The 7,499-nt window shown below is 53.4% G+C and carries 9 protein-coding genes and 1 tRNA gene; 9 read left to right on the top strand and 1 reads right to left on the bottom strand.

From position 1 onward, the window contains the following. Together TH19_RS22940 and TH19_RS13840 are read left to right on the top strand one after the other, a co-directional pair. The coding region (locus TH19_RS22940; protein WP_220151740.1) for a hypothetical protein at positions 1–221 on the top strand (221 nt) is incomplete at its 5' end. Positions 222–403: 182 nt separating this feature from the next. Beyond that, on the top strand, positions 404–1,036 hold the full coding sequence (locus TH19_RS13840; protein WP_258547962.1) for a hypothetical protein: 633 nt from the start codon (positions 404–406) through the stop codon (positions 1,034–1,036). Between the two features lie 89 nt (positions 1,037–1,125). Here TH19_RS13840 and fliG read toward each other — a convergent pair whose 3' ends face one another. Continuing rightward, positions 1,126–2,145 (bottom strand): flagellar motor switch protein FliG, encoded by a 1,020-nt coding sequence (fliG, locus tag TH19_RS13835; protein ID WP_114097349.1) that lies wholly within the window; start codon positions 2,143–2,145, stop codon positions 1,126–1,128. Positions 2,146–2,457: 312 nt separating this feature from the next. Between fliG and TH19_RS13830 the strand changes: the two genes are divergently transcribed. The 7 genes from TH19_RS13830 to nuoF all read left to right on the top strand — a co-directional run bounded on the left by TH19_RS13830 (position 2,458) and on the right by nuoF (position 7,485). After that, positions 2,458–2,534 (top strand) — tRNA-Asp (locus TH19_RS13830). A gap of 284 nt (positions 2,535–2,818) precedes the next feature. Next, positions 2,819–3,184, top strand: a complete 366-nt coding sequence (locus tag TH19_RS13825) for an NADH-quinone oxidoreductase subunit A (protein ID WP_008891231.1) — start codon at positions 2,819–2,821, stop codon at positions 3,182–3,184. Next, a complete protein-coding gene (locus tag TH19_RS13820) occupies positions 3,175–3,717 on the top strand; it encodes a NuoB/complex I 20 kDa subunit family protein (protein WP_114097350.1) in 543 nt (180 codons plus the stop codon). The genes TH19_RS13825 and TH19_RS13820 overlap by 10 nt, the downstream gene beginning before the upstream one ends. A gap of 19 nt (positions 3,718–3,736) precedes the next feature. Next, positions 3,737–4,366: an NADH-quinone oxidoreductase subunit C gene (locus TH19_RS13815; RefSeq protein WP_181846414.1), complete on the top strand. Its 630-nt coding sequence runs from the start codon at positions 3,737–3,739 to the stop codon at positions 4,364–4,366. Further along, a complete protein-coding gene (locus TH19_RS13810) occupies positions 4,366–5,544 on the top strand; it encodes an NADH-quinone oxidoreductase subunit D (RefSeq protein WP_114102932.1) in 1,179 nt (392 codons plus the stop codon). The genes TH19_RS13815 and TH19_RS13810 overlap by 1 nt, the downstream gene beginning before the upstream one ends. Further along, positions 5,541–6,203 carry an NADH-quinone oxidoreductase subunit NuoE gene (nuoE, locus tag TH19_RS13805; protein WP_114102931.1) on the top strand — a complete coding sequence of 221 codons (663 nt, stop codon included), beginning with the start codon at positions 5,541–5,543 and terminating at the stop codon, positions 6,201–6,203. The genes TH19_RS13810 and nuoE overlap by 4 nt, the downstream gene beginning before the upstream one ends. A gap of 1 nt (position 6,204) precedes the next feature. Next, positions 6,205–7,485, top strand: a complete 1,281-nt coding sequence (nuoF, locus tag TH19_RS13800) for an NADH-quinone oxidoreductase subunit NuoF (protein ID WP_114102955.1) — start codon at positions 6,205–6,207, stop codon at positions 7,483–7,485. The last annotated feature ends 14 nt before the right edge of the window (positions 7,486–7,499 follow it).

The raw sequence follows: 7,499 nt of genomic DNA, 5'->3' as shown, positions 1-7,499 counted from the left end.
GGGAGTTCGAATCTCTCATCACCCACCATGAAAAAGGCAGCCTTAAAGGCTGCCTTTTTTCATTTCTGTATTTCCCCATCCGGTTCACATCCTCAGTCATTGTCGTGACCATGCTTGCTGCAATGCTCGTTGCGGCGCGTCAAATCGTCCTGCAGGGCGTTTGGGCTTGTTTTCGCTGTCCTGTAACAAATTACATTTATTGCATCTGCGTGGGCTTCTAGGGCTGTTGGGGCGGGCAATTGCCTGGTTGCTGATCTGGAAGTCAGTGGGGACTGTGAGCGCTATAAGTGATGGCCTTCTCACATTGGTTGGAGGTAGGGCTGGTAACGCGCTGTAAAAGTTGACGCTTGCTGATCAGGCGGGCACTGTTAAGGCCAAAGACATCAAGATCAGGAACCGCATGATGAAAAATCAGTTTGTTGAACATATTGCCAGCATGGCACCGCATTTGCGGCGTTTGGTGCTTGTGCTGTGTGTTCCGCTGTTCCTGACCAGTTGCTATTTGCCCGAGGCCTTCAACATTGATCTGTCGATGGAGCGCAATGGAGATTACCGGCTGAGCTATCGCGGGATGCTGGTGCAGCCAACCATTACCCAGGGCCTTTTGGACAAGAGCCTGGATGTGGATGCTGAAAAGGAAAAGGTCGCAAAGGTTCTGGCCGATTTGAAACGCGATTCGGGTTTCAGGCAAATTACATATGGCGGTCGTGGTGTGTTTAACGTCGTCTATGAGCGTCGCGGCAATATCATGCGCGAAAAAAGCTTTGTCTTCGTGCGCCGCCAATCCCGCATTCTTGAGATGTTTTTCCACAAGGAACGCAACACGGTCGAAATCCGTGGCGGTTTTGTCCCTGATCAGTATCAGGACAAATTGAATGCCCTTGGCTATCAGATGACCGGCAAGATTGAATTCCGGACCACGGCAGGCATCCGCAGCCACAACGCAGCCGAGTTCAAGGAAGTTGGTGGTCAGAACCGTCTGCGTTGGGAAATCAAATCGATTACTGACCCGGTGCCCAACGTGATTATCGGTTAGGGCAGGGATAGCGTGCTTTGAAATGACAAAGGGACAGCAAATGCTGTCCCTTTCTGTATTCGGTGTCTGTGTGCGGCTTGAAAAGCAGCCTAATAAACCATTTCGTCTTCGCCGCTGCCTTCGGAAATAACGATCTGGCCCTGTGCTGCCAGTTCCTTGGCCAGCTGAACGATCATCATTTGCGACTCTTCGACATCTGACAGGCGGACCGGACCCAATGCGTCCATGTCTTCTTTCATCATCTTGCCGGCACGTTCGGACATGTTCTTGAAGAACAGATCGCGCATCTGATCGGTGGAGCCTTTGAGCGCAAGGGCGAGTTTGTCTTTTTCGACCTGACGCAGAAGGGTCTGAACACCGTTGTTGTCGAGACGCGCAAGGTCTTCGAAGGTGAACATAAGGGCTTTGATCTTTTCAGCCGAGTCACGGTTGCGTTCTTCAAGCGCCGTCAGGAAGCGATCCTGGCTTTGGCGATCAAGGCTGTTGAAGATGTCGGCCATCAGTTCGTGGTTGTCGCCGCGCGAGCCACGCGCAAGGTTCGACATGAATTCGGTACGCAGAGTCTTTTCGATATTGTCGAGGACTTCTTTCTGAACTGCTTCCATGCGCAACATACGCATGATGACTTCCATCGAGAAGTTTTCAGGAAGAAGCGACAGAACCGATGCCGAGTGACCCGGTTTGAGTTTCGACAGCACCACGCCAACAGTCTGCGGGTATTCGTTTTTCAGATAGTTCGCAAGGACGGCTTCGTTAACGTTGTTCAGCTTGTCCCACATGGTGCGACCCGCAGGGCCGCGGATCTCTTCCATGATGCCGTTAACGCGGTCTTCAGGCAGAACCTTGGACAGCAGGCGTTCTGTGGTGTCAAACGAACCGACCAGAGAGCCAGTCGAAGAAAGCTGATCGGCGAATTCAACAAACAGACGTTCAACGATGTTGGAGCTGATGGTGCCAAGGCCTGACATGGTCTGCGAAATCTCTTTGATTTCCTCGTCATCCATCATGCTGAACATCTTGGTCGCGTGCTCTTCCCCAAGAGCAAGCATGAGAATCGCTGCCTTTTCCGGTCCGGCCAGAGATCTGTATTCTTCTTTAACGCGCCCCACGGGTGGTCTTCTCCGTCCTAATGACTCTGATCTTGCATTTAAACGGTGATGCAAGACTTGCCCCTATCGCACCGTAAGATAGGAGGAATTTGTCAACAATTCTATAAAAGCCGACGCGTCTTTGCAAAGACCCACATGTATAGACCGCACAAAATGTACGGATTTGTTGGAATCAGTACAAAAGAGACCGAAAAATGCGTTTCAAAGCGCGATGTTGGCGGCTCCAATTGTCGAAAGGGTTGAAAACACTGCTAGCTGCTTGACTTGGTTTTGGGGGTGGTCTAACAAAGGCCCGCCGATTGATGGTCATTTGCGGGTGTAGCTCAGTTGGTTAGAGCGCCGGCCTGTCACGCCGGAGGCCGCGGGTTCAAGTCCCGTCACTCGCGCCATGACCGATCATCTGTTGTCTTTTGTCGGGCGTTTCGTCTTTTCCGCGATCGCCTTTTCATGTGTTGCTAATGCTGCTTCGCAGGGCAGGGTCTTGATCATCACGACATGCGCCCCGATATCGGACGATAGTAAACGGCAAAAAGATTAGAAAGTTTCCGGTCTTAGAGCAGCTTAATCCTGCTTGAGGGCTGGAACTTGTGCGGTGCATACGTTATGGTGCGCCGTAATGGGCCAGGTGGGGACCTGGTCGGGTCACAAGGCCTGTTCTTGAGAGGTCAGAGAGATGCAAGAGCTTCTTTCGGAATATCTTCCGATCCTGGTATTCATCGGGATCGCCGTCGGTCTTTCGGCGGTAATCGTCATCGCGTCGCTGGTTCTTGCCAAGCAGGCACCGGATGTTGAGAAACTGTCCGCATACGAGTGCGGGTTCGCGCCGTTCGAAGATGCGCGTATCAAGTTCGACGTTCGGTTCTATCTGGTCGCAATCTTGTTCATTATTTTCGACCTCGAAGTCGCCTTCCTGTTCCCGTGGGCTGTTACCCTCGGTGATATCGGGACTTTCGGCTTTGTATCGATGGTGATCTTCCTGGCTGTTTTGACGGTCGGATTTATCTATGAATGGAAGAAGGGAGCTTTGGAATGGGAGTGAGCACCAATACAGGCGCACCCCTGGCACCCGGTACGGATCAGGATGCACTGCTTAAGGGCGTGTTTGACGAGATGAATGACAAGGGCTTTGTCCTTGCCAATCTCGACAAGCTTGCAAGCTGGGCTAGCACCGGTTCCCTTTGGCCGATGACTTTCGGTCTTGCCTGCTGTGCTGTTGAGATGATGCATTCGGCTGCGTCGCGTTACGACCTTGACCGTTATGGTCTGGTGTTCCGTCCAAGCCCGCGTCAGTCAGACGTGATGATCGTTGCTGGTACACTTACCAACAAAATGGCCCCGGCACTGCGTAAGGTCTATGACCAGATGGCAGAGCCGCGCTGGGTTATTTCGATGGGTTCGTGCGCCAATGGCGGCGGTTACTATCACTATTCCTATTCGGTGGTTCGCGGTTGTGACCGTGTTGTCCCGGTTGACGTTTATGTTCCGGGTTGCCCGCCGACAGCCGAAGCGCTGATTTACGGCGTGATGCAGTTGCAAAAGAAAATCCGCCGTACTGGTGTCCTGACACGCTGATCCGTAAGAGGGGGCTTGCATGAGCGAACTGCTCAGCGATAACAGCGCCGCATTGAATGATCTTAAAGATCTTGTGGTGTCCCAGCTGGCCAACGAAATCCTCGAAAGCGAGATTCGTTACGGCGAGCTGACCATCGTCGCAAAGCGCGATGATATTCTTAAAGTTCTGACCTTCCTTCGGGACGATACGGGCTGCTTGTTCAAGCAGCTTATCGACGTTTGTGGTGCAGACTATCCGGAACGTGCAGAACGTTTCGACGTGGTTTACCACCTGCTGTCGCTTAAACATAACCTGCGCATCCGTGTTAAGGTCCGTACCGACGAAGAAACCCCGGTACCAAGCAGCGTTCCTGTTTTCAGCGCCGCCGACTGGTTCGAGCGCGAAGCGTGGGACATGTACGGTATCTTCTTTGCCGATCATCCGGATCCCCGCCGTATTCTGACCGACTATGGTTTCGAAGGTCATCCGCTGCGCAAGGATTTCCCGCTGACCGGTTATGTTGAAGTTCGTTACGATGATGAGCAGAAGCGCGTCGTCTACGAACCGGTAAAACTGGTCCAGGATTTCCGTAATTTCGATTTCGAAAGCCCGTGGGAAGGCATCCAGAATGTCCTTCCGGGTGATGAAAAGGCGGAGGGCAACGCCTGATGTCCGAACAAAAAATCAAAAATATGACCATGAACTTCGGCCCGCAGCACCCTGCGGCGCACGGCGTTCTGCGTTTGGTTCTGGAAATGGACGGCGAAGTCGTCGAACGTTCCGACCCGCATATTGGTCTTCTGCATCGTGGTACGGAAAAGCTGATCGAATATAAGAGCTATATTCAGGCGACCCCGTATTTCGACCGTCTCGACTATGTTGCGCCGATGAACCAGGAACATGCTTATTGCCTGGCCATCGAAAAGCTTATGGGGATCGAAGTTCCCAAACGTGGTCAGTATATCCGTGTTCTCTATGCGGAAATCGGTCGTATTCTGAACCACATTCTGAACCTGACCGCGTTCGCACTGGACGTTGGTGCGATGACCCCGCTTCTGTGGGGCTTTGAAGAACGTGAAAAGCTCATGGAATTCTATGAGCGTGCCTGTGGCGCCCGTCTTCACGCCAACTATTTCCGTCCGGGCGGTGTTGCGGCTGATCTTCCGGCTGGTCTTCTTGAAGACATCGATGCCTGGGCGGATCAGTATGACATCTTCCTCAAGGACTTTGACCGCGTTCTGACCGGCAACCGTATCTTCAAACAGCGTACGGTTGATATCGGTATCGTGAGTGCGGAAGAGGCGCTTGACTGGGGCTTCACCGGTCCGAACATTCGTGCATCCGGTCTGGCATGGGATCTGCGTAAGTCGCAGCCCTATGACTCTTACGAAGAATTCGACTTCGACATTCCGGTTGGCAAGAACGGCGATTGCTATGACCGCTTCCTTGTCCGCTTCGAAGAGATGTGGCAGTCGCTGAAAATCATCAAGCAGGCCATCAAAAACATGCCAGATGGTCCTGTTATTGTTGAAAATAACAAGGTGGCACCGCCGTCGCGCGCCGATATGAAGCGTTCGATGGAAGCCCTGATCCATCACTTCAAACTCTTCACCGAAGGTTTCCACGTTCCGGCTGGCGAATGCTATGCCGCGGTCGAGGCACCGAAAGGGGAGTTTGGTGTGTATCTTGTGTCGGATGGCTCGAACCGTCCGTATCGCTGCAAAATTCGCGCACCCGGGTTCCCGCACCTTCAGGGCATCGACTTTATGTCGAAAGGTCACATGCTGGCCGACGTCGTTGCCAATATCGGGTCGCTAGATATCGTGTTCGGTGAGATTGACCGATGAGCCATTTGAGAAGACCAGCTCCGAAAGAGCTTCAACCGACCAGCTTTGCTTTCACTCCAGAAAATCTGGAGCGGGCAAACAAGATCATCGCCAAGTATCCGGAAGGCCGCCAGCAGAGCGCGGTCATGCCGTTGCTTGATCTGGCACAGCGTCAGACCGAAGGTAACTGGGTTCCGACCATTGCAATGGATTACATTGCAGACATGCTCGAAATGCCGGCCATTCGCGTCTACGAGGTCGCAACCTTCTATACGATGTATAACCTTGCCCCGGTGGGTAAGAACTTCATCCAGGTTTGCACCACGACGCCGTGCTGGCTTCGCGGTTCTGCCGACGTTGTCGATACCTGCAAAAAGGAACTCGGCATCGGCATCGGCGATACCACCGAAGACGGTCAGTTCACGTTGATCGAAGTTGAATGCCTTGGTGCGTGTGTGAACGCGCCGATGATGCAGATTAACGACGATTATTACGAAGACCTGACAGCGGAATCGACCAAGGCGATCCTTGATGCCCTGAAAAAGGGCGAAAAGCCGAAAGCCGGCCCGCAGATCGGCCGTAAAGGGTGCGAACCGTTGGGCGGTCCGAAGGTTCTGAAGGCATTCTGTGGCTGCGGTGCAGCCCCGCAGGATGCTGATGCAAGCGAAGGGGACGCCTGATATGCTGCAAGATAAGGATCGTATCTTTACCAACCTGTATGGTTTCCAGGATTTCGGCCTTAAAGGCGCGCAGTCCCGTGGCAACTGGGATGGTACCAAGGCGTTGATCGAAAAAGGCCGCGACTGGATCATCGACGAGATGAAAGCATCCGGTATGCGTGGTCGCGGGGGTGCAGGCTTCCCGACCGGCCTTAAATGGTCGTTCATGCCCAAAGAATCGGATGGTCGTCCGAGCTACCTCGTCGTCAATGCCGACGAAGGCGAACCGGGCACCTGTAAAGACCGCGAAATCATGCGCAATGATCCGCATACCCTGGTTGAAGGTTGCCTTCTTGCCAGCTTTGCGATGAATGCACATGCGGCCTACATCTATATTCGTGGTGAGTTTTACCACGAGGCTTCCAACCTTCAGCGTGCGATTGACGAAGCTTATGAAGCGGGTCTGATCGGTAAAAACGCCTGTGGTTCTGGCTGGGACTTTGACCTTTACCTGCATCTTGGTGCCGGTGCTTACATCTGTGGCGAAGAAACCGCCCTGATCGAGAGTATCGAAGGTAAAAAAGGTCAGCCGCGTCTTAAGCCGCCATTCCCGGCAAATGCCGGTCTTTATGGCTGCCCGACCACGGTGAACAACGTTGAAAGTATCGCAGCGGTTCCGACCATCCTGCGTCGTGGCGGTTCGTGGTTTGCCGGTTTCGGCCGTGAAAACAACCACGGTACCAAGCTGTTTGCGATTTCCGGTCACGTCGAAAAGCCGTGCACCGTTGAAGAAGCAATGAGCATTCCGCTTAAAGAACTGATCGAAAAGCATTGCGGCGGTGTCCGTGGTGGCTGGGACAACCTTCTTGCGGTTATTCCGGGCGGTTCGTCGGTTCCGTTGATGCCCAAAGATGTCTGCGACAACGTTCTGATGGATTTCGATGGCCTGCGTGAAGTGGGGTCGGGTCTTGGAACGGCTGCCGTGATCGTCATGGACAAGTCGACCGACATTGTCTACGCGATCGCGCGTCTTTCGGAATTCTACAAGCATGAAAGCTGTGGTCAGTGCACGCCGTGCCGTGAAGGTACCGGTTGGATGATGCGTATGATGGCACGCATGGTCCGTGGTCAGGCCACGCTTGATGAAATTGATCTGTTGTGGGATGTGACCAAACAGGTCGAGGGCCATACCATTTGTGCGCTTGGCGATGCTGCCGCATGGCCGATTCAGGGCCTTATCCGTCATTTCCGTCCCGAAATGGAACGTCGGATCAAGGAATATCGCGCACGGATCGCGGCCTGAGAGGGGCCTGTTGA

The sequence above is a fragment of the Thalassospira profundimaris genome, from assembly GCF_003326675.1.
Taxonomy (GTDB): domain Bacteria; phylum Pseudomonadota; class Alphaproteobacteria; order Rhodospirillales; family Thalassospiraceae; genus Thalassospira; species Thalassospira aquimaris.
The sequence above is the reverse complement of the archived record's forward strand: the minus strand, read 5'-3'. Positions and strand labels throughout refer to the sequence as shown.